The sequence below is a fragment of the Streptococcus pseudopneumoniae genome (assembly GCF_001074975.1).
Taxonomy (GTDB): domain Bacteria; phylum Bacillota; class Bacilli; order Lactobacillales; family Streptococcaceae; genus Streptococcus; species Streptococcus pseudopneumoniae_D.
Genome location: NZ_JUUO01000049.1, coordinates 1 through 25,346 on the forward strand (window position 1 = coordinate 1; position 25,346 = coordinate 25,346).

Annotated in this window: 22 protein-coding genes and 1 pseudogene; 22 read left to right on the plus strand and 1 reads right to left on the minus strand. The window is 41.5% G+C overall.

What is annotated here, in order from left to right; genetic code table 11:
- Positions 1 to 245: 245 nt before the first annotated feature.
- From ADI86_RS02265 to ADI86_RS02280, 4 genes and pseudogenes are all read left to right on the plus strand, one after another.
- A complete protein-coding gene (locus ADI86_RS02265; RefSeq protein ID WP_049531617.1) occupies positions 246 to 1,181 on the plus strand; it encodes a manganese-dependent inorganic pyrophosphatase in 936 nt (311 codons plus the stop codon).
- Positions 1,182 to 1,267: 86 nt separating this feature from the next.
- Positions 1,268 to 1,780, plus strand: a pseudogene (locus tag ADI86_RS02270) (YiiX/YebB-like N1pC/P60 family cysteine hydrolase).
- Positions 1,764 to 2,414 (plus strand): DUF1803 domain-containing protein, encoded by a 651-nt coding sequence (locus tag ADI86_RS02275; protein WP_049531618.1) that lies wholly within the window; start codon positions 1,764 to 1,766, stop codon positions 2,412 to 2,414. Before ADI86_RS02270 ends, ADI86_RS02275 begins: the two are co-directional and overlap by 17 nt.
- A gap of 100 nt (positions 2,415 to 2,514) precedes the next feature.
- Positions 2,515 to 2,706: a CsbD family protein gene (locus ADI86_RS02280; protein ID WP_000051184.1), complete on the plus strand. Its 192-nt coding sequence runs from the start codon at positions 2,515 to 2,517 to the stop codon at positions 2,704 to 2,706.
- A 48-nt stretch (positions 2,707 to 2,754) separates the two neighbouring features.
- Here the strand turns inward: ADI86_RS02280 and ADI86_RS02285 are convergent, their stop codons facing one another.
- Positions 2,755 to 4,200 (minus strand): UDP-N-acetylmuramoyl-L-alanyl-D-glutamate--L-lysine ligase, encoded by a 1,446-nt coding sequence (locus tag ADI86_RS02285; protein WP_049531620.1) that lies wholly within the window; start codon positions 4,198 to 4,200, stop codon positions 2,755 to 2,757.
- Positions 4,201 to 4,306: 106 nt separating this feature from the next.
- On the opposite strand from ADI86_RS02285, the gene ADI86_RS02290 reads away from it, so the two are divergent.
- The 18 genes from ADI86_RS02290 to ADI86_RS02375 form a co-directional block, all read left to right on the plus strand.
- Positions 4,307 to 5,929 carry a putative polysaccharide biosynthesis protein gene (locus ADI86_RS02290; protein WP_049531622.1) on the plus strand — a complete coding sequence of 541 codons (1,623 nt, stop codon included), beginning with the start codon at positions 4,307 to 4,309 and terminating at the stop codon, positions 5,927 to 5,929.
- A 204-nt stretch (positions 5,930 to 6,133) separates the two neighbouring features.
- A complete protein-coding gene (locus tag ADI86_RS02295; protein WP_049531623.1) occupies positions 6,134 to 8,092 on the plus strand; it encodes a peptide ABC transporter substrate-binding protein in 1,959 nt (652 codons plus the stop codon).
- Positions 8,093 to 8,233: 141 nt separating this feature from the next.
- The gene (locus ADI86_RS02300; RefSeq protein ID WP_049531626.1) at positions 8,234 to 9,328 is read left to right on the plus strand and encodes a cystathionine gamma-synthase; all 1,095 of its coding nucleotides are present in this window, start codon (positions 8,234 to 8,236) and stop codon (positions 9,326 to 9,328) included.
- A gap of 7 nt (positions 9,329 to 9,335) precedes the next feature.
- The gene (locus ADI86_RS02305; RefSeq protein ID WP_049531627.1) at positions 9,336 to 10,502 is read left to right on the plus strand and encodes a MalY/PatB family protein; all 1,167 of its coding nucleotides are present in this window, start codon (positions 9,336 to 9,338) and stop codon (positions 10,500 to 10,502) included.
- Between the two features lie 89 nt (positions 10,503 to 10,591).
- Positions 10,592 to 13,690 (plus strand): DEAD/DEAH box helicase, encoded by a 3,099-nt coding sequence (locus ADI86_RS02310; protein WP_049531628.1) that lies wholly within the window; start codon positions 10,592 to 10,594, stop codon positions 13,688 to 13,690.
- A gap of 47 nt (positions 13,691 to 13,737) precedes the next feature.
- A complete protein-coding gene (locus tag ADI86_RS02315; RefSeq protein WP_049531629.1) occupies positions 13,738 to 14,355 on the plus strand; it encodes a hypothetical protein in 618 nt (205 codons plus the stop codon).
- Between the two features lie 10 nt (positions 14,356 to 14,365).
- A complete protein-coding gene (gene murC / locus ADI86_RS02320; RefSeq protein WP_049531630.1) occupies positions 14,366 to 15,700 on the plus strand; it encodes a UDP-N-acetylmuramate--L-alanine ligase in 1,335 nt (444 codons plus the stop codon).
- A gap of 9 nt (positions 15,701 to 15,709) precedes the next feature.
- The gene (locus ADI86_RS02325) at positions 15,710 to 16,171 is read left to right on the plus strand and encodes a GNAT family N-acetyltransferase (protein ID WP_049531631.1); all 462 of its coding nucleotides are present in this window, start codon (positions 15,710 to 15,712) and stop codon (positions 16,169 to 16,171) included.
- Positions 16,168 to 16,662 (plus strand): GNAT family N-acetyltransferase, encoded by a 495-nt coding sequence (locus ADI86_RS02330; protein ID WP_049531632.1) that lies wholly within the window; start codon positions 16,168 to 16,170, stop codon positions 16,660 to 16,662. Before ADI86_RS02325 ends, ADI86_RS02330 begins: the two co-directional genes overlap by 4 nt.
- An 80-nt stretch (positions 16,663 to 16,742) precedes the next feature.
- Positions 16,743 to 18,485 (plus strand): endolytic transglycosylase MltG, encoded by a 1,743-nt coding sequence (gene mltG / locus ADI86_RS02335; RefSeq protein ID WP_049531633.1) that lies wholly within the window; start codon positions 16,743 to 16,745, stop codon positions 18,483 to 18,485.
- Between the two features lie 61 nt (positions 18,486 to 18,546).
- On the plus strand, positions 18,547 to 19,029 hold the full coding sequence (gene greA, locus ADI86_RS02340; protein WP_000818750.1) for a transcription elongation factor GreA: 483 nt from the start codon (positions 18,547 to 18,549) through the stop codon (positions 19,027 to 19,029).
- Between the two features lie 75 nt (positions 19,030 to 19,104).
- Complete coding sequence (locus ADI86_RS02345; RefSeq protein ID WP_049531634.1) at positions 19,105 to 20,469, plus strand: amino acid permease; 1,365 nt, start codon at positions 19,105 to 19,107, stop codon at positions 20,467 to 20,469.
- A 142-nt stretch (positions 20,470 to 20,611) separates the two neighbouring features.
- Positions 20,612 to 20,821: a helix-turn-helix transcriptional regulator gene (locus ADI86_RS02350; protein WP_049531635.1), complete on the plus strand. Its 210-nt coding sequence runs from the start codon at positions 20,612 to 20,614 to the stop codon at positions 20,819 to 20,821.
- Positions 20,811 to 21,299, plus strand: coding sequence for a DUF6773 family protein (locus tag ADI86_RS02355; RefSeq protein WP_049531637.1), 489 nt, complete (start codon positions 20,811 to 20,813; stop codon positions 21,297 to 21,299). The genes ADI86_RS02350 and ADI86_RS02355 overlap by 11 nt, the downstream gene beginning before the upstream one ends.
- A 115-nt stretch (positions 21,300 to 21,414) precedes the next feature.
- Positions 21,415 to 22,875, plus strand: coding sequence for a nicotinate phosphoribosyltransferase (locus ADI86_RS02360; protein WP_049531639.1), 1,461 nt, complete (start codon positions 21,415 to 21,417; stop codon positions 22,873 to 22,875).
- On the plus strand, positions 22,872 to 23,696 hold the full coding sequence (gene nadE, locus ADI86_RS02365; RefSeq protein WP_049531641.1) for an ammonia-dependent NAD(+) synthetase: 825 nt from the start codon (positions 22,872 to 22,874) through the stop codon (positions 23,694 to 23,696). The genes ADI86_RS02360 and nadE overlap by 4 nt, the downstream gene beginning before the upstream one ends.
- 204 nt (positions 23,697 to 23,900) lie before the next feature.
- Positions 23,901 to 24,452 (plus strand): GNAT family N-acetyltransferase, encoded by a 552-nt coding sequence (locus ADI86_RS02370; RefSeq protein ID WP_049531643.1) that lies wholly within the window; start codon positions 23,901 to 23,903, stop codon positions 24,450 to 24,452.
- A gap of 153 nt (positions 24,453 to 24,605) precedes the next feature.
- Positions 24,606 to 25,346 (plus strand): PD-(D/E)XK nuclease family transposase (locus ADI86_RS02375; protein ID WP_049531644.1); only part of this gene is annotated, 741 nt, incomplete at its 3' end.

The window sequence follows — 25,346 nt, forward strand, 5'->3', positions numbered from 1 at the left end:
GCACTGCTTTGAGGTTGTAGATAAGACTGACGAAGTCAGCTCAAAACACTGTTTTGAGGTTGTGGATAGAACTGACGAAGTCAGTCACATATATAATCCAAGGCGAAGCTGACGTGGTTTGAAGAGATTTTCGAAGAGTATCAGTTATTTTGAAGAATCGTGAGGAGCCCTTTGACTCCTCTTACTTTTGTCAAAAAGCGAAAAAAATGCTACAATAAAGAGAATAAATAAAATGAGGTATTATCATGTCTAAGATTCTAGTATTTGGTCACCAAAATCCAGACTCAGATGCCATCGGGTCATCTGTAGCCTTTGCCTACCTTGCAAAAGAAGCTTACAGTTTGGATACGGAAGCTGTTGCCCTTGGAACTCCAAATGAAGAAACAGCCTTTGTCTTGAACTATTTTGGTGTGGAAGCACCGCGTGTTATCACTTCTGCTAAAGCAGAAGGCGCAGAGCAAGTTATCTTGACTGACCACAATGAATTCCAACAATCTGTATCAGATATCGCTGAAGTAGAAGTTTATGGTGTTGTAGACCACCACCGTGTGGCTAACTTTGAAACTGCAAGCCCACTCTACATGCGTTTGGAGCCAGTTGGATCAGCATCTTCAATCGTTTACCGTATGTTCAAAGAACATGGTGTAGCTGTGCCTAAAGAGATTGCAGGTTTGATGCTTTCAGGTTTGATTTCAGATACCCTTCTTTTGAAATCACCAACAACACATTCAACAGATAAAGTTATTGCTCCAGAATTAGCTGAGTTGGCTGGTGTGAACTTGGAAGAATATGGTTTGGCTATGTTGAAAGCTGGTACCAACTTGGCTAGCAAATCTGCTGAAGAATTGATTGACATCGATGCTAAGACTTTTGAACTCAACGGAAATAATGTCCGTGTGGCTCAAGTCAATACAGTCGATATCGCTGAAGTATTGGAACGCCAAGCAGAAATCGAAGCTGCAATGCAAGCTGCCAACACAGCAAATGGTTATTCTGACTTTGTCTTGATGATTACAGATATCGTCAACTCAAACTCAGAAATCCTAGCACTTGGTGCTAACATGGACAAGGTTGAAGCGGCTTTCAACTTCAAACTTGAAAACAACCATGCTTTCCTTGCTGGTGCCGTTTCACGTAAGAAACAAGTGGTACCTCAATTGACTGAAAGCTTTAATGCTTAAGATTTTAAGTCTCAGTTCAAAATTGGAAAGGCTAGTTTGCCTTATATCGAAAGGAGTTTCGGCTCCTTTTTTTCTAGGAGTGAAGTATGTTAGAAAATGGCGATTTGATTTTTGTGAGAGATGAGTCAGATATGGGACAGGCCATCCAGACTTCCACAGGTAACTATAACCATGTTGCCATTTATCTGGATGGGATGATTTACCATGCTAGTGGACAAGCTGGTGTTATCTGTCAGGAACCTGTAGACTTCTTTGAGCCAAATCATTTGTACGACATTTATGTCTACCCAGAAATGGATATCTAATCTGTGAAAGAAAGAGCTTGCAAACATCTTGGAGCTCCCTACAATGCTTCTTTCTATCCAGATGGAGCTGGTTTCTACTGTTCCCAGTATATGGCAGAAATTCTCCCCATTTTTGAAACTATTCCCATGAAATTTGGAGACAGGGAGCAGGAGATTAGTGATTTTTGGAGAGAATATTATAGAGAACTAGGTCTGCCTGTTCCTCTGAACCAAGCTGGGACCAATCCCAGTCAGTTGGCAGCATCGCCTCTGTTAGAATGTAAAGAAAGGAATCTTCATGATTCAGATTTTTAATCCATCTCGTTTGACGAGACAGCCATTTTTTGGAGAATTAATCCGCTATCTGGACCAGCATGATGATGTGATTCTACGGGAAATTAAGGCTCAATTTCCAGATGTTGCAGTTGATAAACTCATGGAAGAGTATATAAAGGCAGGTTTGATTCGTCGGGAAAATAAGCGCTATTACCTTAATATTCCTACACTTGAATCACTCGATAGTCTCGAACTGGATCAAGAGATTTTTGTTAAAGAAGATAGTCCGGTCTATCAAGCTTTGTTAGAGCAGAGTTTTGAGACGGAATTGCGTAATCAAACCAATGCAGCTATTTTAGTTGAACAGACGGACTTTGCGCGAACAAAAATGACCCTGTCCAATTATTTCTACAAGGTCAAACATCAGTATCCTTTGACAGAAAAACAGCAGGAGCTCTATGCCATTTTGGGAGATGTTAATCCTGAATATGCTCTCAAATATATGACGACTTTTTTGCTAAAATTTCTCAAAAAAGACCAGCTGATGCAGAAACGTCGTGATATTTTTGTGGATAGTTTGGTTGTTCTAGGTTATATTGTCCAAAATGAAGATGGAAAGTATGAGTTGACTGTTGATTTTGATAAGGAAAGATTAACTTTCTACTTGGTCTGATTTCTTGTTTCTGAGCACATTGTTTGACTTTCCTTAGTATTCGGTATAAACTATATGTAACCGGTAACACATATCGGAATAAACTAAAGGAGACAATCATATGTCACTTGAAAACAAATTGGAACAAGCAACAGGCGCTATCAAAGAAGGATTTGGTAAGGTTACTGGGGATAGCAAGACTGAAGCAGAAGGCGCTGTAGAAAAGACAGTTGCTAAGGCAAAAGAAGTAGTTGAAGATGCTAAAGGTGCTGTAGAAGGTGCCGTTGAAGGTTTGAAAAACGCTTTTAAATAAAAATAGAAAAAATCAAGGGTTTCGTTTCCCTTGATTTTTTTACGATCCTTACAAATAATTTTCTGCGACGGCTGCATCTCCTGGATAGGCTTCTTTCTTGCCTTGGACGATTTGGTAGCAATCTGCTCCCTTACCAGCAATAATAACTGCATCTTCAGCTTGGCTCGTAATAGCCATAGCAGCCTTGATGGCTTGCTCACGATCCGCAATTTTTTCAACAGGATGATGGATATAGCTACTAATTTCATCTGCAATGGCCATTGGGTCTTCATAGTTGGGGTCATCAGCAGTCAGAAAGACTTGGATCTCAGGGTGTTGATTGAGGAGGAGGCCAAAGTCCTTACGACGGCTTTCTCCCTTGTTTCCTGTAGAACCGAGAACCAGAGCAATCTTTCCAGTTTGATGAGTTTCAACAACATTGATGAGTTTTTTGAGACTATCACCGTTGTGGGCATAGTCGATGAAGACCTTGGCTCCATTTTTCTGGGTGAGGACTTCCATACGACCAGGAACACGGGTTGCAGCGATACCTTTTTTGATGTCCTCAAGACTAGCTCCGAGACGGAGGCAAGCAAGTCCAGCAGCAACGGCATTTTCTTGGTTGAAGTGACCAATCAGTTGGATATCATAGTCTCCAGCGAGTTTACCCATAGCTGAAAAACTAAAGGCTTTGGAATTCTCAATTTGGTTGCTCGACTGACTACCATAGAAATCATGGTCTTGATCTGCCACTTGGTCTTTCAAGACAGAAAAGTGGTCCATGTCACTGTTAACGATGACTGCTCGGCTATTTTCCATCAAGAGACGCTTGTGGTAGAAGTAGTCCTCAAAGCTAGGGTGTTCAATCGGGCCGATATGGTCTGGGCTGATATTGAGGAAAACTCCCACATCAAAGGTTAGACCATAGACACGTTTGACCAGATAGGCTTGACTGGAGACTTCCATGATGAGGTGGGTGCGGTCATTTTGCACAGCTTGATGCATCATATCAAAGAGGTCAATACTCTCAGGGGTTGTCAACGCTGATTTAAAGAAAGTTTTACCATCTAGAGTTGTGTTCATGGTCGACAACATTGCAGGTCGGTGACTTTGAGATAAAATGTTATAGGCGAAGTAGGCTGCTGTTGTCTTACCCTTAGTACCAGTAAAGGCAAGGAGTTTAAGTTTTTTCTGTGGATTCCCATAAAATTCCATAGCAATCAAACTCATGGCTTTCTTGATATCACTAACGATGATAGCAGGAATACCAACCTCATAGTCCTTTTCAGCCACATACCAATCGAGACCTTGAGAGATAGCTGAAAGAAGAAATTCCTTCTTAAAGGCAGCACCCTTGACGAAAAAGAGGCTCTTTTCTTTGGCCTTACGACTGTCATAGCAGATGGTGTCAAATACGACATGGCTGTAGTTGTAGTGATAATGTCCTTGGTCGATAATCTCGCGGAAGAGACCATCTTTCTTTAATATATCTAATACGGTTTCAATCTTTATCATACTTTCTATTGTAAACCGAAAGTCGTAAATTTACAAGTAACAAGGAAAAGTTTATAATGGAAGATAAGGAGCTTTTTCCTAGTTATCAAAATTGAATGAGGAATCTATGTCGCACGAAAACAATCACCAGCAGGCCCAGATGTTACGGGGGACTGCTTGGCTAACGGCTAGTAATTTTATCAGTCGCCTACTCGGGGCTATTTACATCATCCCCTGGTATATCTGGATGGGATCTTATGCAGCTACAGCCAATGGTCTCTTTACCATGGGCTACAATATCTATGCCTGGTTCTTGCTGGTTTCAACAGCGGGAATTCCAGTTGCGGTGGCCAAGCAAGTGGCCAAGTACAATACCATGCGAGAAGAGGAGCATAGCTTTGCCCTGATTCGGAGCTTTTTAGGCTTTATGACAGGACTAGGCCTCGTTTTTGCCCTAATCTTGTATGTCTTTGCTCCTTGGCTAGCAGACTTATCTGGCGTGGGCAAAGACCTGATCCCAATCATGCAAAGCTTGGCTTGGGCGGTCTTGATTTTCCCATCTATGAGTGTTATCCGAGGTTTCTTCCAAGGAATGAATAACCTGAAACCTTATGCCATGAGTCAAATTGCTGAACAGGTCATTCGTGTTATCTGGATGCTCTTGGCTACCTTTATCATCATGAAGCTGGGTTCAAAAGATTATCTATCAGCAGTTACCCAGTCTACCTTTGCTGCCTTTGTCGGCATGGTAGCCAGTTTTGCAGTTTTGATCTATTTCCTTGCCAAAGAAGGTTTACTTAAAAGAGTCCTTGAAACAGGGGATAAGATTAACAGCAAGCGTCTTTTGGTCGACACCATTAAGGAAGCCATTCCTTTTATCTTGACTGGTTCGGCTATTCAGCTTTTCCAAATCTTGGACCAAAATACCTTTATCAATAGCATGAAGTGGTTTACCAACTATAGTAATGAAGACTTAATTGTCATGTTTTCTTATTTCTCAGCCAATCCTAATAAAATCACTATGATTTTGATTTCTGTTGGAGTTTCAATTGGGAGCGTCGGCTTGCCGCTTTTGACTGAAAACTATGTTAAGGGGGACTTGAAGGCGGCTTCTCGTCTAGTTCAGGACAGCATCACTATGTTTTTCCTATTCTTGCTACCAGCAACGGTTGGAGTAGTCATGGTAGGAGAACCTCTTTATACAGTCTTCTATGGCAAACCAGATAGTTTGGCCATGGGCTTGTTTGTCTTTGCAGTTTTGCAGTCTACTATTTTAGGCCTGTACATGGTTTTGTCACCAATGCTTCAGGCCATGTTCCGCAACCGAAAGGCCGTTCTCTACTTTATCTATGGTTCGATTGCCAAGTTGGTATTGCAAATTCCAACTATTGCTCTTTTCCACAGTTATGGTCCTTTGATTTCCACAACTATCGGTCTCATCATTCCTAATGTCTTGATGTATCGGGATATTTGTAAGGTAACAGGTGTTAAGCGCAAGGTGATTGTGAAGCGAATCATTTTAATCAGTTTGTTAACTCTTTTCATGTTTCTAGTAGTTGGGACATTGCAGTGGATTTTAGGATTTGTCTTCCAACCAAGTGGACGTTTGTGGAGTTTCCTATACGTAGCCCTTGTTGGTGCCATGGGTGGCGGTGTTTATGGATTCTTGAGTCTCCGTACCCATTTGTTGGATAAGGTGATTGGAAAAGCCCAAGCAGATCGCTTACGAATCAAATTAAAGTTAACTTAAAAAACATTTATAAATAAAAGGGATAATTTGAACATTTCTACCATGAAATGCTTGGATTATTCTCTTTTTTATTAATTTGTAGAATAATAACTAAAGTTTGTAGATAGTAATTTAATTTTTCTTAATTTTTACTTAAAAAACTATTGACTAAATAAAACTCAAGTTGTATAATAAGACAAATATTTAAATCAGGAGGTTCTGGAGATGAAAAAGTCTAAAGCCAAGTATGCAGCACTTGCAGGTGTCGTGTTAAGTGCAGGTATTTTATTGAGCGCGTGTGGAAATTCTAGCACAGGGTCAAAAACATATAACTATGTTTACGTAAGTGATCCATCAAGTTTGAACTATCTAGCAGAAAACCGTGCAACAACCAATGATATCGTGGTTAATTTAGTAGATGGTCTAATGGAAAATGACCAGTATGGGAACTATATCCCATCCTTGGCAGAGGATTGGAGTGTTTCTCAAGATGGTTTGACCTATACCTACAAACTACGTAAAGATGCTAAATGGTACACTGCAGATGGGGAAGAATACGCACCTGTAACTGCCCAAGATTTTGTCACTGGTTTGAAATATGCGGCTGATAAAAAATCAGAAGCCTTGTACTTAGTGCAAGAATCCGTTGCTGGTTTAGATGACTATATCACTGGTAAAACAACAGACTTTTCAACTGTCGGAGTTAAGGCTCTCGATGACCAGACAGTTCAATATACCTTGACACGACCAGAATCTTACTGGAACTCAAAAACAACATCAACTATTCTCTTCCCAGTCAATGCAGATTTCTTGAAATCAAAAGGGGATGATTTTGGTAAGGTAGACCCATCTAGCATTTTGTACAATGGACCTTTCTTGATGAAATCCTTTGTTTCAAAATCTGTCATCGAATTCAAGAAAAATCCTAACTACTGGGATGCTAAAAATGTCTTTGTAGATGATGTGAAATTGGCCTATTATGATGGTAGTGACCAAGATGCACTGGCTCGTAACTATGTAGAGGGAGCCTATAGTTACGCTCGTCTCTATCCAAATAGTTCAAGTTTTGAAGGGATTAAAGAGAAGAATAAGGATAATATCATCTATAGCTTGCAAGATGCTACTTCTTACTTCTTAAACTTTAACCTGGATAGAAAATCTTATAAATTCACTTCAAAAACAAGTGATGCTGAAAAGAAATCGACTCAGGAAGCGGTTCTTAATAAAAACTTCCGTCAAGCTATTAACTTTGCCTATGATCGTACAGCTTACGGGGCTCAATCTCAAGGAGAGGATGGTGCAACTAAGATTTTACGTAACCTAGTCGTTCCTCCAAACTTCGTAAGTATCAATGGAAAAGACTTTGGTGAAGTAGTGGCTTCTAAGATGGTGAATTATGGCAAGGAATGGCAAGGAATCAACTTTGCAGATGCCCAGGATCCATACTACAATCCAGAAAAAGCCAAGGCTAAATTTGCAGAAGCTAAGAAAGAACTCCAAACAAAAGGAGTCCAATTCCCTATCCACTTGGATATGACAGTTGACCAAGCTGCTAAAAAGGGTGTTCAAGAGGCAAATTCTATGAAGCAATCTATTGAAGCAGCCTTAGGTGCAGAGAACGTTGTAATTGATATTCAACAACTCACTACTGAAGATTATGACAATACAAGCTATTTGGCTCAGACCGCAGCTCAGAAGGATTATGATCTTTACAACGGTGGTTGGGGTCCTGATTATCAAGATCCTTCAACCTACCTTGATGTCTTAAACATTAATTCTGGTGGTTTGTTGCAAAATCTAGGTTTAGAGCCAGGTGAAGCCAATGACAAGGCCAAGGCTGTTGGATTGGATGTCTACACTCAAATGTTGGAGGAAGCTAATAAGGAACAAGATCTTGTAAAACGCTATGAAAAGTATGCTGAGATCCAAGCATGGTTGGTAGATAGCGCTTTAGCAATTCCAAATGTTTCTAAGGGTGGAACACCAGTATTGAGAAAAACTGTTCCTTTCTCAGAACCATATTCATTAGCTGGTAATAAAGGTATTGAATCATATAAATACCTCAAAGTACAAGATAAGACAGTCACAAAAGACGAATATGAAAAAGCCAAAGAAAAATGGCTAAAAGAAAAAGAAGAATCTAATAAAAAAGCTCAAGAAGAATTAGCAAAACACGTCAAATAAGGATTTTTCCAGAAAAACGATGGTTTCGAAAGAAGCTGTCGTTTTTTATATAGTTTGAAACTATAACTAGCTCTTGAAAAGAAGAAAATGAGTTGATGAAAATAAGTGGTACAATAGTTACTATAGATTTGGAGGAATTGTATGAGCAAGGAATTACACATTAACACAATTTTGGCCCAGGCGGGTATCAAGTCAGATGAAGCGACAGGAGCTTTGGTGACACCGCTTCATTTTTCAACGACCTATCAGCATCCAGAGTTTGGTCAATCTACTGGGTTTGACTATACGCGCACTAAAAACCCAACTCGCAGTAAGGCGGAAGAAGTCTTGGCGGCTATTGAGTCAGCAGACTATGCTCTAGCGACTAGCTCAGGTATGTCAGCTATTGTACTGGCCTTTAGCGTCTTTCCGGTAGGAAGTAAGGTCTTGGCGGTCCGTGACCTTTATGGAGGTTCTTTCCGCTGGTTCAATCAAGTGGAGCAGGAAGGCCGTTTCCATTTTACCTATGCCAATACAGAAGAAGAGTTGATTGCTGAGCTGGAAAATGATGTGGATGTTCTCTATATCGAAACCCCAACCAACCCCTTGATGTTGGAATTTGACATAGAAAAACTAGCAAAATTGGCTCATGCTAAGGGTGCCAAAGTGGTGGTGGACAATACCTTCTACAGCCCTATCTACCAACGCCCGATTGAAGATGGAGCGGATATCGTTCTTCATTCAGCAACCAAATATCTAGCAGGTCACAATGATGTCTTGGCTGGTGTGGTTGTGACCAATAGTTTGGAACTATACGAGAAGCTTTTCTACAATCTCAATACGACAGGGGCAGTCTTGTCTCCATTTGACAGTTATCAATTGATTCGTGGTCTCAAGACCTTGTCTCTTCGTATGGAGCGCTCAACAGCCAATGCTCAAGAAGTGGTCGCCTTTTTGAAGGATTCTCCAGCAGTCAAGGAAGTTCTCTACACTGGTCGAGGGGGGATGATTTCCTTTAAAGTAGCGGATGAAACACGCATTCCTCACATTTTGAACAGCCTCAAGGTCTTCTCTTTTGCGGAAAGTTTGGGTGGGGTAGAAAGTCTCATTACTTATCCAACGACGCAAACTCATGCTGATATTCCAGCAGAAGTGCGCCATTCTTATGGTTTGACAGATGACCTCTTGCGCTTGTCTATTGGTATTGAGGATGCTAGAGATTTGATTGCAGATTTGCGCCAAGCCTTGGAAGGATAAGACAAAGATGGGAAAATATGATTTTACAAGCCTGCCCAATCGTTTAGGGCACCATACCTATAAATGGAAAGAGGCAGAAACGGATAGTGAAGTCTTGCCAGCTTGGATAGCGGATATGGACTTTGTAGTCTTGCCTGAAATCCGCCAAGCCGTGCAAACTTACGCTGATCAACTGGTTTATGGTTATACTTATGCCAGTGAAGAGTTAATCAAGGAAGTTCAAAAGTGGGAAGCTACACAACACGGTTACCACTTTGATAAAGAGGCCCTTGTCTTCATCGAGGGTGTGGTACCAGCCATCTCAACAGCTATTCAAGCCTTTACAAAAGAAGGCGAAGCGGTTCTGATTAACACACCTGTCTATCCACCTTTTGCTCGCAGTGTCAAGTTGAATAATCGTAGATTGATTACTAATTCTTTGGTGGAAAAGGATGGTCTGTTTGAGATTGACTTTGATCAACTGGAGAAGGATTTGGTGGAAGAGAATGTTAAACTTTATATCCTATGCAATCCTCACAATCCTGGTGGACGTGTGTGGGAAAAAGAAGTCTTGGAGAAGATTGGTCAACTCTGCCAAAAACACGGTGTTTTGCTAGTTTCAGATGAAATTCACCAAGATTTGGCCCTCTTTGGTCATAAGCACCATTCCTTCAATACCATCAATCCTGACTTTAAAGAATTGGCTATCGTCTTGAGTAGTGCCACTAAAACATTTAATATTGCTGGGACAAAAAATTCCTATGCAGTCATTGAAAATCCTAAGTTGAGACTGGCTTACCAGAAACGCCAGTTGGCCAATAACCAGCATGAAATTTCAGGCTTGGGTTATTTGGCGACAGAAGCTGCCTATCGATACGGTAAAGATTGGTTAGAGGAACTCAAGCAAGTCTTTGAAGACCATATCAATTATGTGGTAGATTTATTTGGAAAAGAGACTAAAATCAAGGTTATGAAGCCGCAAGGAACCTACTTGATTTGGCTTGATTTTTCAGCCTATGATCTGACTGATGAAAGATTGCAAGAGCTGTTGAGAAATGAAGCTAAGGTTATCCTCAACCGTGGTTTGGATTTTGGGGAGGAAGGAAGTCTCCATGCCCGCCTCAATGTAGCTATGCCTAAATCTCTGCTGCAAGAAGTTTGTCAGCGGATTGTGACAACTTTTGCTAAACTTTAAAAATCCAGCCTTCTAGGAGAAAAGTCTTCCTAGGAGGCTATTTTCGTAGGGAATATGGTATAATGAAAAGATAAGGTACAGGTAAAAATATGGCTAAATTGATTCCGGGGAAAATCCGTATCGAAGGCGTTGCCCTTTATGAAACTGGTAAAGTTGACATCATCAAGGAAAAGAATAATCGGCTCTACGCTCGCGTTGCAGAAGAAGAACTGCGCTATAGTTTAGAGGATGATTTGGTTTTTTGTGCTTGCGATTTTTTCCAAAAGAGGGGCTACTGTGTGCATTTGGCAGCGTTGGAGCATTTTCTTAAAAATGATGAGCGTGGTCAGGAAATCTTGCAGAGTCTGGAAGAAGGTCATGAGGAAAAAGAAGCCGTTGAAACCAAGGTGACCTTGGGTGGCAAATTTTTAGATCGAATCTTGTCTCCAAGCCCAGACCGAGCATATGAATTATCGGCTGTGGGGCAGGTGGAAGCAGGAACCAATCATATCTTGTGGACCTTGAGAATCGGGCAAATCAATAGTCAAAAATACTATGTCATTCGGGATATCCCACTCTTTTTAAAAGTTGTCGAGCAGAGAAAGTCGTATATGATTGGCAAGGTCTATGAGGAGTCCTTGTCTTGGGAATCCTTTGATGAGGCCAGCCAAGAGCTTCTGACTTTCTTGCGAGGACTGATGGAGGAAGGACAGGCTCCAGACCTCTTTTTCCAAAATCAAGGTCGGCACCTCTTTTTCCCTCTGACCTTTTTTGAGCAGGGTGTGAATTTACTGATGACCTTGTCCCATTTTCAATTTGACCACCAAGTGGATAGCTATCAGGTTTTCTTTTTTCAGGATATGCATGCTGATGCTAATTTATTTGCCTTTACAGTAACAGAATACTCGGATTATTTTGAAATGGAAATCAGCGAGAGTCCACGGGTCAATGCCTTTTATCAGGGAGCTGTGCTGTTTCATAAAGGACAGGTTTATTTTCTAACAGATCAGCAGACGCGTCTTCTCCAGGAAATCAAAGCACTGCCTTTGGATCAGCATGGAAAGAAGTATCTACAATTTGATAGTAGTGATCGAGATAAGTTAGCTTCTTGTTTAACTCTTTTTAGCCAAATGGGGACCGTTTCAGCTCCAGAACGCTTACAAATCAAAACTTTTGCGCCCTCTTTTTACTTTGATAGGGAAGAGGATAATCGGATTCGTTTAGAAATTCAATTTGATTATGGAAATAGACAGGTATCTAGCAGACAAGAGCTAGAAGAATTACCATTTTCGAGTGATGCTGATTTAGAAGAAAGAGTTTTCCAAGTCTGTTTGGTTGCAGGTTTTGAAGCAGACTTTCAATCTTGGCGTCAGGCCCTAAAAGCGGAGTCTGTTTATCATTTCTTCCACGAAATCATTCCAGTATTTGAAAAACTCGGGAATGTTGACCTATCAGACAAGTTAGAAGAACTCTATAGCCTAGCAAGCCCTCAAGTGCAGATTGCTTCCAAGGGAGGCCTCTTGGAAATCCAGTTTGATTTTCAAGATATTGCCCAAGAGGAAATTGACCAAGCCATGCAGGCCTTGGTTGCCAACAAGGATTTTTACATTGACTCGTCCAATCAAGTTTACTTTTTTGATGAAGAAACTAAGAAAATTCGCCAAAATCTACAGGAACTGGGGCAGCTTGAATTAAAAGATGGGGCTTTGCAGGCTCGAAAATCCTTGGCCTACAGTTTAGCTCATCTCTTTGAAGGGCGTGACCGTGTTTCTTTTTCACAAGAATTCCAGAATCTGGCCCAGGATTTGACGCATCCAGAGGATTTTCCTCGACAGGCAACTCAGGTTCAGGCTGATTTACGAGATTATCAGGAAAAGGGAATCGGCTGGCTGCAAATGCTCCATCATTATGGTTTTGGTGGAATTTTGGCTGATGATATGGGACTTGGTAAAACCCTGCAGACTATTGCTTTTTTGACCAGTCAAGTGACAAAAGAAAGTCGAGTTTTGATTTTAGCACCGTCAGGTTTAATCTACAACTGGGCAGATGAATTTCAGAAATTTGCTCCACAGTTGGATGTGGCTGTTGTTCATGGTTTGAAATCTGGTCGAGAAGAGATTCTTGTCGAGAGCCATCAAATCTATGTGACTAGTTATGCTACCTTCCGTCAGGACAGTGATCTTTATCAGGGGATGGCCTTTGACTTCCTTTTCTTAGATGAGGCTCAGGTAATGAAGAACGCCCAGACCAAGATTGCTCAGACCTTGAGACAGTTTGTGGTGCCGTCAGTTTTTGCCCTGTCAGGGACTCCTATTGAAAACCATCTAGGTGAGCTGTGGTCTATTTTCCAAATCGTCATGCCAGGACTTTTGCCAAGCAAGAAAGAATTTACGAAATTGCCAGCTGAGCGCGTGGCTCAGTTTATCAAACCTTTCGTGATGCGGCGCAAGAAAGAAGAAGTTCTGACCGAATTGCCAGACTTGATCGAAGTAGTTTATAAGAATGAACTGGAAGACCAGCAAAAGGCTATTTATCTAGCCCAGTTGCAACAGATGCGAGAACGTTTGGCTCAAGTTTCAGATCAGGAATTTCAGCGAAGTCGGGTGGAAATCTTGTCTGGTCTGATGCGCTTGCGTCAAATCTGTGACACTCCTTCCCTCTTTATGGAGGATTATCAGGGCGCCAGTGGCAAACTGGATAGTCTTCGAGACCTGCTGGTCCAGGTGGCAGACGGCGGACACCGTGTCTTGATTTTCTCGCAGTTCAAGGGAATGTTAGAGAAAATTGAACAAGAACTGCCAGACTTGGGCTTGACATCCTTTAAAATTACAGGTTCAACCCCAGCCAAGGAAAGACAAGACATGACCAAGGCCTTTAACCAAGGGGAAAGAGATGCCTTTCTGATTTCCCTCAAGGCTGGTGGTGTCGGTCTTAACCTGACAGGTGCTGATACGGTTATCTTGGTTGACCTTTGGTGGAATCCTGCGGTGGAAGCGCAAGCTATTGGCCGTGCCCATCGGATGGGTCAGGAAGAAACGGTTGAGGTTTATCGCTTGGTGACCAAGGGAACCATTGAAGAAAAAATTCAGGAACTCCAAGAACAGAAGAAACATCTGGTGTCACAAGTATTGGACGGCACAGAGTCACGTGGCAGTCTGACCCTAGCAGAAATTAGAGAAATTTTGGGAATTTCTGAAGCCAGCACTTGAAAAATCAAGACAATACGCTATAATGAAGTGTTGAAAGGAAATAGAAAATGAAACAAGAACGATTTCCATTGGTGTCAGATGACGAGGTCATGCTGACTGAAATGCCAGTCATGAACTTGTACGATGAGTCTGATCTGATCAGTAATATCAAGGGTGAGTATCGAGATAAAAATTATTTAGAATGGGCTCCTATTACTGAAGAGGTGCCAGTAAAACCGATTGAAAAGCAAGTCGAGAAACCTAAAAAAGCTCCTTTAGGGGTAAAAAAAGAAGGAAAGAGCTATGCGGAGGTGGCGCGTGAAGAAGCGCGTGCAGACTTGAAAAAGAAACGCTCTGCTAACTATCTAACTCAGGATTTCAGCCGTGCGAGACGTCATTCTAAATCAGGCCTTCTTAGACAGGGCAATCAACCGACAGCGCCTTTCCAAAAGGAAAACCCTGGTGAATTTGTCAAATATAGCCAAAAATTGACCCAGTCTCATTATATCTTGGCGGAAGAAGTTCATTCTATCCCTACCAGGAATGAAGAAGTGTCAGCACCTGCTCCAAAGAAAAACAACTATGATTTTCTAAAGAAGAGCCAAATCTACAATAAAAAAAGTAAACAAACAGAACAAGAACGTCGGGTTGCCCAAGAGTTGAATCTGACCAGAATTACAGAATAGGGGAGAAAACATGCCAAAGACATATCATTTTATCGGAATTAAAGGATCAGGGATGAGTGCCTTGGCCTTGATGTTGCACCAAATGGGGCATAAGGTACAGGGATCAGATGTTGAAAAGTACTACTTTACCCAACGCGGTCTTGAGCAGGCAGGAATTACTATTCTTCCTTTTGATGAAAAGAACCTAGGCGGTGATATGGAAATTATCGCTGGAAATGCCTTTCGTCCAGATAACAACGTCGAAATTGCTTATGCGGATCAAAATGGTATCAGCTACAAACGTTATCATGAGTTCCTTGGTAGCTTTATGAGTGACTTTGTTAGCATGGGAGTAGCAGGAGCGCATGGAAAAACTTCAACGACAGGTATGTTGTCTCATGTCTTGTCTCACATCACAGACACTAGCTTCTTGATTGGGGATGGGACAGGTCGTGGTTCGGCCAATGCCAAATATTTTGTCTTTGAATCTGACGAATATGAGCGTCACTTCATGCCTTACCACCCAGAATACTCTATTATCACCAACATTGACTTTGATCATCCAGACTATTTCACAAGTCTAGAGGATGTTTTCAATGCCTTTAATGACTATGCCAAACAAATTACCAAGGGTCTTTTTGTCTATGGTGAAGATGCAGAATTGCGTAAAATTACGTCTGATGCACCAATTTATTATTATGGTTTTGAAGCAGAAGGCAATGATTTTGTAGCTAGTGAGCTTCTTCGTTCAACAACTGGTTCAACCTTCACCGTTCACTTCCGTGGTCAAGACTTGGGGCAATTCCACATCCCAACCTTTGGTCGTCACAATATCATGAATGCGACAGCCGTTATCGGATTGCTTTACACAGCAGGATTTGATTTGAACTTGGTGCGTGAGCACTTGAAAACATTTGCCGGTGTTAAGCGTCGTTTCACTGAGAAAATTGTCAATGACACAGTGATTATCGATGACTTTGCCCACCATCCAACAGAAATTATTGCGACCTTGGATGCGGCTCGTCAGAAATACCCAAGCAAGGAAATTGTAGCAGTCTTCCAACCGCATACCTTTACAAGAACCATTGCCTTGTTGGACGAATTTGCTCATGCTTTGAACCAAGCGGATGCTGTTTACCTAGCGCAAATTTATGGGTCAGCTCGTGAAGTAGACCATGGTGACGTTAAGGTAGAAGACCTAGCCCAAAAAATCAACAAAAAACACCAAGTGATCACTGTTGAAAATGTTTCACCACTCCTTGACCATGACAATGCTGTCTATGTCTTTATGGGAGCAGGAGATATCCAAACCTATGAATACTCATTTGAGCGTCTCTTGTCTAACTTGACAAGCAATGTTCAGTAGGATATTCTTATGGAAATTCCAATTAAGATCATTCAGGCAAGTAAGTCTGATTTGCCTGAGATAGAGGCACTTCAGCCCCCGTCTTTTCCAGCTGAAAAGCAGCTGACTTCCCATATCTTAGAAGAAAGTATCCGTAAGTGTGCGGATACCTTTCTTCTAGCTAGGGATGAAAATCAACTTTTAGGCTATATTCTATCAAGTCCCCAGTCAGACAATCCGCAATGTCTAAAAGTACATTCTTTAGTCATTGAGTCTGACCATCAGAGACAGGGCTTGGGAACACTTCTTCTTGCAGCCTTGAAAGAGGTGGCAGTTGAGCTGGATTACAAGGGGATTCGTTTGAAGAGTCCTGATGAGTTGCTTTCATACTTTGAAATGAACGGTTTTATTGATGAAGAAACTTCCCTTTATGCAACTAGCCAGGGTTTTAGTATGATTTGGTTTAATCCCTTTTATCTGGAGGTACAATGAAAATCAGACAAGCAAGATTAGAAGATTTGGATCGGATTGTCGAGATTGAACTAGAGAATTTCTCGGTAGAAGAAGCTATTCCTCGCACTGTTTTTGAGGCGCATTTGCGAGAAATTCAGACCTCTTTTCTGGTTGCAGAAAAAGAAGGTAGAATCATGGGTTATATAGAAGGGCCAGTTGGCCCCCACCGCCATCTGCAAGACCAGTCTTTTACAGAAGAAATAAAAGACTATAGTCATGAGCCTGGTGGATATATCTCTGTGACATGTCTGTCTATTGCCAAGGAGGCACAGGGCCTCGGACTGGGTAAGAAATTGCTAACAGCTTTGAAAGAAGTTGCTCTTGAAGATGAGAGAGAAGGCATTAACCTAACCTGTCATGACTATCTCATCGCCTACTATGAAAAACACGGATTTGTCAACGAAGGCTTATCCCAGTCAACCTTTGCAGGGGAAACTTGGTATGATATGGTCTGGGAAGCTAAAAAATAGGCAAGACAAGGCATCATAGGTTGCTTTTCCTAGACTTTTAAGATATAATATTATGGATTGTCAACGAGGAGGAAAAACTTTTGAGTGAAAAGTCAAGAGAAGAAGAAAAATTAAGCTTTAAAGAGCAGATTTTACGAGATTTAGAACGAGTTAAAAAACATGAAGAAGATCAGGAAGAAGTTGATTTAGCTTCAATAAAACCCCAATTTTCTTCTAAAAATGACCAGTCGATAGAAGAGCTAATGGAAGATTCTCTATCAGCTGTAGAGGAGATTATGAGAAAAGCTCCTACCGTGCCTACTCACCCAAGTCAAGATGTACCAGCTTCTCCAGCAGATGAGATTCAAAGAGAAACTCCTGGTGTTCCAAGTCATCCAAGTCAAGATGTGCCTTCTTCTCCCGCAGAAGAGGCTGTAAGACAAGCTCCACTTGCTTCTAGTCATCCGAGTCAAGAAGGACCTTCTGCTCCATCAGCGGAGGGAGTATCAAGACCAACTCCAGGACCTATTAGTCCTAGAAAAGTAGAAAAGGAATTTAATGAAATCCCAACGAGGGTAGCTGTTTCTTATAAGACAGAAGGTCAGAGAGAGGTAAAAAGAGAAGTTCCTACTTCAAAACCAGTAGTGGAAAAGAAAGCTGTAGAAGAAATGCCTGCAACTCCACGTCGTAGCCGTCGTGATACAGTTCAACCTACTAAGAAGAAAAAATCTGGCTTCAAGGCCTTCTTCATTTCTCTACTGATTTTCCTTGCCTTGATTTCGGCAGGTGGTTACTTCGGTTATCAGTATGTTCAGTCATCTTTACAGCCTGTTGATGCTGATTCTAAGCAATATGTAACGGTGCAAATCCCAGAAGGGGCTAATGTTCAAGAAATCGGTAAGACACTTGAAGATGCCGGCTTGATTAAACACGGTTTAGTTTTTGGCTTGTATGCTAAGTACAAAAATTATGCTGATTTGAAATCAGGTTACTATAATTTGCAAAAGAGTATGAGTACAGAAGATATCATCCATGAATTGCAAAAAGGTGGAACAGCTGAAGCTCAAGAACCTGCGCTTGCGAATTTAACAATTCCAGAAGGTTATACGATTGATCAAATGGCACAAGCGGTAGGTCAATTGCAAGGTGACTTCAAAGAGCCTTTGACAGCGGATGCTTTCCTAGCAAAAGTTCAAGATGATAGCTTTATCAGTCAAGAAGTTGCCAAATATCCTAGTCTACTTGAAAGCTTGCCTACAAAGGAAAGTGGAGCTCGTTACCGTTTGGAAGGTTTCCTTTTCCCAGCTACTTACTCTATCAAGGAAAGCACAACTGTTGAAAGCTTGATTGATGAGATGTTGGCAGCTATGGATAAAACTTTGGCACCTCATTATAGTACTATTAAGTCTAAGAATTTGACGGTCAATGAATTGTTGACAATAGCTTCACTTGTCGAAAAAGAAGGTGCTAAGACTGACGATCGTAAGTTGATTGCAGGTGTATTCTACAATCGCTTGAATCTTGGTATGCCACTTCAAAGCAATATTGCCATCTTGTATGCCCAAGGCAAACTTGGTCAGAAGATTAGTCTTGCTGACGATGCTGGAATTGATACATCGATTAATTCACCATACAATGTCTATACAAATCTAGGCCTCATGCCTGGTCCGGTAGATAGTCCAAGTTTGGATGCCATTGAGGCAAGTATCAACCAGACTAAGAGTGAAAATCTTTACTTTGTTGCAGATGTGACAGATGGTAAGGTCTACTATGCTAGCAATAAAGAAGAACATGATCGTAATGTCGCTGAACATGTCAATAGCAAGTTAAACCAAACAAACTAAAATTATGTGATACTTCACATAATTTTCTTTAGAGAATATCATTAGAAGAAAGTTGAGAAAAATGGCAGAAAAAACATATCCTATGACCCTTGCGGAAAAGGAAAAACTTGAAAAAGAATTAGAAGAATTGAAATTGGTCCGCCGTCCAGAAGTGGTAGAACGCATTAAGATTGCTCGTTCCTACGGTGACCTTTCTGAAAACAGTGAATACGAAGCAGCTAAGGATGAACAAGCTTTTGTCGAAGGACAAATCTCTAGCTTGGAAACAAAAATCCGCTATGCTGAAATCGTCAATAGCGACTCAGTTGCCCAAGACGAAGTAGCGATTGGCAAAACAGTCACTATCCAAGAAATTGGTGAGGACGAAGAAGAAGTTTATATTATCGTAGGTTCAGCTGGTGCGGATGCCTTTGCAGGTAAAGTTTCAAATGAAAGCCCAATTGGACAAGCCTTGATTGGCAAGAAAACAGGTGACACAGCAACCATTGAAACACCTGTTGGTAGCTATGATGTAAAAATTTTGAAGGTTGAAAAAACAGCCTAAAAACAGAAAAAAGGAGTGGGGAGGCAGTGCGCTTCACTCACTCCTTTTTCCATTTTAAATTGAATTGGAGACTATATGAGTTCAAAGAAGAAAAAAAATAAGATGGAGCGTGGTCTGACCAATCGTCATGTACAGGTTATGGCCATTGCGGGAACAATTGGAACAGGACTCTTCTTGGGGGCAGGTCGCTCTATTAGCCTAACAGGTCCTTCCATTGTACTGATTTATATGATTACTGGGGCTTTTATGTTCCTCATGATGCGTGCGGTTGGGGAAATGCTCTACCAAGACCCTGAGCAACATACCTTTATCAACTTTATCACGCGCCATTTGGGTAAGGGCTGGGGCTATTTCTCAGTATGGTCTTACTGGTTATCTGTTGTCTTTATCGGTATGGCAGAAATCACTGCTATCGCACATTATGTTCAATTTTGGTTCCCAACTTGGCCGAGTTGGATGATTGAGATTGGATTTTTGACCATTCTAGCCTTGGTTAATCTGATTGCGGTGAAGCTCTTTGGAGAAGTTGAGTTTTGGTTTGCTATGGTTAAGATTGTGGCTATTTTAGCTATGATTGCAACAGGGGTCTTTATGGTCTTGACAGGCTTTAAGACACCTCATGGAGTAGCAAGTTTGGCTAATATTGCTGATAATTTCTCCCTCTTCCCAAATGGTGGAGTGAACTTTGTCATGGCCTTCCAGATGGTATTCTTTGCCTACCTCATGATTGAGTTTATCGGGGTGACGACTTCAGAAACCAAAAATCCACGTCAGGTCTTACCAAAAGCCGTTAAGGAAATTCCTTTGCGTATAGCCTTTTTCTATGGAGGTGCCCTATTAGCCATTATGGCTATCATTCCTTGGCGTGAACTTGCATCGGCTGATTCTCCCTTTGTAACGGTGTTTGAATTGGCTGGAATCAAGTGGGCAGCAGCCTTGATTAACTTCGTCGTTTTGACCTCAGCAGCATCTGCTCTTAACTCAACCCTTTATTCAACAGGGCGTCATTTGTATCAGATTGCCCATGATTCGCCAAATCGCTTCCTCAAAGCAATTAAAGCAGATACTCTTTCTCGCCACAATGTGCCACAAAATGCCATCATCGCTTCAGCAATCTTGATTGCCCTAGCAGCCTTTATTAATGTCTTGCCAGGTGTTTCGGATGCCTTTGCCTTGATTACGGCATCATCATCCGGTGTTTATATCGCCATTTATATCTTGATTATGGTGGCTCACCTTAAATACCGCAAGTCGTCAGACTTTATGGTAGATGGCTATCTCATGCCCCATTATCGTTTCTTAAATCCTTTAACCATGCTCTTCTTTGTCTTTGTCTTTGTAACCCTCTTTTTACAAGAGTCTACATTTGTAGGAGCAATCGGTTCAGCTATCTGGATTATTGGTTTTGGGATTTACAGTCAGTGGAAATTTAGAAAATAGATTAGGACTCATCAACTCAGGTTGGTGGGTTTTTGTTAATAAAATATTACAAAATGACATTTATATATTGCATCAAGTTAGATATATGATATAATAATGTTAAAAAGAGGCGCAACTTTTTAAAACTATAAGGAGGACGAAGGTGGCTAAAAATTTAAAATTAAAATTAGCTCGGGTAGAGCTTGATTTAACTCAAGGTCAACTAGCAGATGCTGTCGGGGTGACGCGCCAGACTATTGGTTTGATAGAAGCGGGGAAATACAATCCCAGTCTTTCGCTCTGCCAGTCCATTTGCAGATGTTTAGGGAAAAGCCTAGACCAACTATTTTGGGAGGAAGAAGATGAAAAATAGATTTTATTATTATCAATTACTAGACGAAAGAGAAGAACAACTGATCAATAAAGCGGGGTCTGAAAGTTTCTATATCTGTATCGCTTTGTCGCTCCTATCTTATATCATTTCAGTATTAGCACCAAGCCTTTTTAATTCTAATATGCTCCTCATCATTATCATCATAGGAACTTTTTACTTTTTTAACCGTGCTCGGAATCTCGGAGTGAGCTACTATAGTCGTTTTCATTTTACGATTTTGGGTTGTTTTTTCCTAACCTTGGCTATTACGGCTCTTTTGATGTTACAGAATTATCAATTCAACATAGAAATTTATCAGCACAATCCTTTGAACGTTAAATACCTATCTGCTTGGGCAATTACTTATGTCATTTACCTTCCCTGGGTCTTTATTGGCAATCTTGGTCTTAAGAGCTATGGCGAATGGGCTCAGAAAAAGTTTGAACAAGACATGGATGAACTGGAGAGTGGAGAATAGCTTGTTACACTTTTTTCAATCCAGCTAAAATGTGATATAATAGTACTAATTTATTGGAATACATGAAGGTTCTTGAACATTTTCATGGGTTTCTAGCTAAGGAAGTAGGAAAAGTATGTATCCAGATGATAGTTTGACATTGCACACGGACTTGTACCAGATCAACATGATGCAGGTTTACTTTGACCAAGGGATTCACAATAAGAAGGCGGTATTTGAGGTTTATTTCCGCCAACAGCCTTTTAAGAACGGCTATGCGGTTTTTGCTGGTTTGGAAAGAATTGTGAACTATCTTGAAGATTTGCGTTTTTCAGATAGTGATATTGCCTATTTGGAGTTGTTAGGCTATCATGGGGCATTCTTGGACTATCTTCGCAATTTCAAGTTGGAGTTGACCATTCGTTCTGCCCAAGAAGGGGACTTGGTCTTTGCTAATGAACCGATTGTGCAAGTTGAAGGCCCTCTAGCCCAATGTCAATTGGTCGAAACAGCTCTTTTGAACATCGTTAACTTTCAAACCTTGATAGCGACTAAGGCAGCACGTATTCGCTCGGTTATCGAAGATGAACCCTTGATGGAGTTTGGGACACGTCGTGCGCAAGAGATGGATGCGGCTATTTGGGGAACACGCGCAGCGGTGATTGGTGGAGCCAATGGAACTAGCAATGTGCGTGCTGGTAAACTCTTTAACATTCCTGTCTTGGGGACTCATGCACATGCCTTGGTTCAGGTTTATGGTAACGACTATGAGGCTTTCAAGGCTTATGCTGCAACCCATAAAAATTGTGTCTTTCTTGTGGATACCTATGACACTCTTCGCATCGGTGTACCAGCTGCTATTCAGGTGGCGCGTGAGTTGGGTGACCAGATTAACTTTATGGGTGTGCGGATTGACTCTGGGGATATTGCCTATATTTCTAAGAAAGTCCGTCAGCAACTGGACGAGGCTGGATTTACAGAGGCTAAGATTTATGCTTCTAATGATCTAGATGAAAATACTATCCTTAATCTCAAAATGCAACACGCTAAGATTGACGTTTGGGGTGTGGGAACCAAGCTGATTACAGCCTATGACCAGCCAGCTCTTGGGGCAGTTTACAAGATTGTGGCCATCGAAGATGAAAATGGAAACATGCGCAATACCATCAAGCTGTCAAATAATGCGGAAAAAGTGTCTACGCCAGGTAAGAAGCAGGTGTGGCGCATTACCAGTCGTGAAAAAGGCAAGTCAGAGGGTGACTACATCACTTATGACGGCGTAGATGTTGCCAGTATGACAGAAATCAAGATGTTCCATCCGACTTATACCTACATCAAGAAGACGATTCGTAATTTTGATGCCGTTCCTCTCTTGGTAGATATCTTCAAAGACGGAAAATTGATTTATAATCTGCCTAGCTTGACTGAGATTCAGACTTATGCTCGTAAGGAATTTGACAAGCTTTGGGATGAGTACAAGCGTGTGCTCAATCCGCAGCACTATCCAGTGGATTTGGCGCGTGATGTATGGCAAGACAAGATGGATTTGATTGATAAAATGCGCAAGGAAGCCCTAGGTGAAGGAGAAGAAGAATGAGTTTGCAAGAGACTATTATTCAAGAGCTGGGCGTGAAACCAGTGATTGATGCCCAGGAAGAAATTCGTCGTTCGATTGATTTTTTAAAAAGATACTTGAAAAAGCACCCCTTTCTTAAAACCTTTGTACTAGGGATTTCTGGGGGGCAAGACTCAACCTTGGCAGGTCGTTTGGCCCAATTAGCTATGGAAGAACTGCGAGCAGAGACAGGGGATGACAGCTACAAATTTATCGCTGTCCGCCTGCCATATGGAGTGCAAGCTGATGAAGCTGACGCTCAAAAAGCACTAGCCTTTATCCAGCCAGATGTCAGCTTGGTAGTGAATATCAAGGAATCCGCAGATGCCATGACAGCTGCTGTTGAAGCGACAGGTAGTCCTGTTTCAGATTTCAACAAGGGCAATATCAAGGCTCGTTGCCGTATGATTGCTCAGTATGCCCTTGCGGGTGCTCATAGCGGAGCGGTTATTGGGACAGACCATGCTGCGGAAAATATAACAGGTTTCTTTACCAAGTTTGGTGACGGTGGTGCGGATATTCTCCCTCTTTACCGCCTCAATAAACGCCAAGGAAAACAACTCTTGCAGGAACTTGGTGCAGACCCAGCCCTTTATGAAAAAATCCCAACAGCAGACCTAGAAGAAGACAAACCAGGCCTAGCTGACGAAGTAGCCCTCGGAGTCACTTATGAAGAGATTGACGACTACCTAGAAGGTAAAACAATCAGTCCAGAAGCTCAAGAGACTATTGAAAACTGGTGGCACAAAGGCCAACACAAACGCCACCTCCCCATCACCGTATTTGATGACTTTTGGGAGTAAAAAGGTCCGGTGGACCTTTTTACCCCGAGCATGGAAAAAGGTAAGCGAGGAAGGTCCGGTGGACCTTTTTACCCCGAGCATGGAAAAAGGTAAGCGAGGAAGGTCCGGGGGACCTTTTTAGCTTATTAGCTTGAAATTCAAAAGTGAAATAAGTTTCAATGGAGATTGAACATAGAATCATCTATCAGAAAGCGAGGCAGCATCATGAAAGCAATCGGTACAAAAATGTTACAGACAGAACGTTTAATCTTGAGAAGATTTGTGGAGAGTGATGCGGAAGCCATGTTTCAAAATTGGGCTTCATCTGCTGAGAATCTAACCTACGTCACTTGGGATCCCCATTCTGATGTCGAGGTCACTCGGAACTCGATTCGAAATTGGGTTGCCTCCTATACTAACCCCAACTATTACAAGTGGGCCATTTGCCTCAAAGAAAACCCAGAGCAAGTGATTGGAGATATCAGCATAGTTGCAATAGATGAGAACGATTCTTCTTGTGAAATTGGCTATGTGCTAGGCAAGGCTTACTGGGGAAATGGTATCATGACTGAGGCCTTGAAAGCTGTCTTGGACTTCTCCTTTACTCAAGTAGGTTTTCAAAAAGTCAAGGCACGTTATGCCAGTCTCAATCCAGCTTCAGGCCGTGTCATGGAGAAGGCTGGAATGTCCTATCTAAAGACTATTACCAATGGTGTAGAGAGAAAAGGCTATCTTGCGGACCTTATTTATTACCAGATAAATAGAGGAGATGTATGAGCTTAAAATTTGACTGAAAATTTAGTGGTTATCCGCTATCCTAGTTTCTTATTTTCTATTTCATTTATCCTTTCTTTTCCGAATAAATAGATAGTAGCAGAGAATCTAGTAAATCTAGATTTAAAACTGTGGTATAATAAAAGGAGGAAAAGGGTGATTCTAAGACATCCGGGCATTAGCCCAACTAATGACTTGGTTGCTAAGAAAATCTTTAGCAATCCAGAAATCACTTGTCAATTTATCCGCGATATGCTGGACTTACCAGCAAAAAATGTGACCATTTTGGAGGAAAGTAACATTCACGTCTTGCCTTCCATGCCTTATTCGGCGCAGGATTTCTATACCAGTATAGATGTCTTGGCGGAGTTGGACAATGGGACCCAAGTTATTATTGAGATTCAAGTTCATCATCAGAATTTTTTCATCAATCGTTTGTGGGCTTACCTGTGCAGTCAGGTCAATCAAAATCTAGAAAAAATTCGCCAACGGGAAGGTGATACACACCAGAGTTACAGACATATCGCACCCGTTTACGCTATCGCAATTGTGGACAGTAATTACTTCCAAGATGACCTGGCTTTTCATAGTTTTAGCATGCGCGAGGATACGACAGGTGAGGTTTTAACCATCACAAATAATGGTCAAGAAAACCATCTGGTCAAGATGGCGTTCTTAGAACTAAAAAAATACAGAGAAACCAGCAAAGATAAGGTTCGCAAACCGTGGTTGGAGTTTTTTGGGAACAAACCCTTTACCCAAGAACCCGAGCGAGCCATCAGCCAGGCAGACCAACTGCTGGACTACAAGAGCTGGTCCGAGGAGGACAGGAAAATGTTTAGTCAACTACGTATGCGCGAAGAACAAGCCTTGTTAGCACAGGACTATGCCTTGGAA